1 protein-coding gene is annotated in these 689 nt (G+C 53.7%); it reads left to right on the plus strand.

What is annotated here, in order from left to right; all coding sequences use genetic code 11:
• The coding region (locus ACG0Z5_RS23835) for an IS630 family transposase (RefSeq protein WP_394451648.1) at positions 1-689 on the plus strand (689 nt) is incomplete at both ends.

The following is a 689-nucleotide window of genomic DNA, read 5'->3' on the forward strand; positions in this document are numbered from 1 at the left end:
TGGATTAACTGGTTTACGCTGTCGGGTGTTGAAGGTCTGAAGTCCTTGCCCGCAGGGCGCTCCCGCCGCTGGCCTTATGAGCATATCTGCGCACTGTTACGTGAACTGGTAAAACGCACTCCCGGTGATTTTGGCTATCAGCGTTCACGCTGGAGTACCGAACTGTTGGCAATAAAAATCAATGAGATAACCGGATGTCAGTTGCATGCCGGAACCGTTCGTCGCTGGCTGCCCTCTGCCGGGCTTGTGTGGCGCAGGGCGGCCCCGACCCTGCACATCCGTGACCCACATAAAGAGGAGAAGATGGCGGCAATCCATAAGGCACTGGAAAAATGCAGCGCAGAGCATCCGGTCTTTTATGAAGATGAAGTGGATATCCACCTCAATCCCAAAATCGGGGCAGACTGGCAACTTCGTGGGCAACAAAAGCGCGTGGTAACACCGGGACAGAATGAAAAATACTACCTGGCCGGGGCGCTGCACAGCGGTACCGGAAAAGTCAGCTACATTGGCGGCAACAGCAAGAGTTCGGTGCTGTTCATAGCCCTGCTGAAACACCTGAAAGCCACATACCGACGGGCAAAAACCGTCACGCTTATCGTGGATAACTACATCATTCACAAAAGCCAGGAAACGCAGCGCTGGCTGAAAGAGAACCCGAAGTTCAGCGTGATTTACCAGCCGGTTTA

This window comes from Scandinavium sp. M-37 (assembly GCF_043558715.1).
GTDB lineage: Bacteria > Pseudomonadota > Gammaproteobacteria > Enterobacterales > Enterobacteriaceae > Scandinavium > Scandinavium vulneris_A.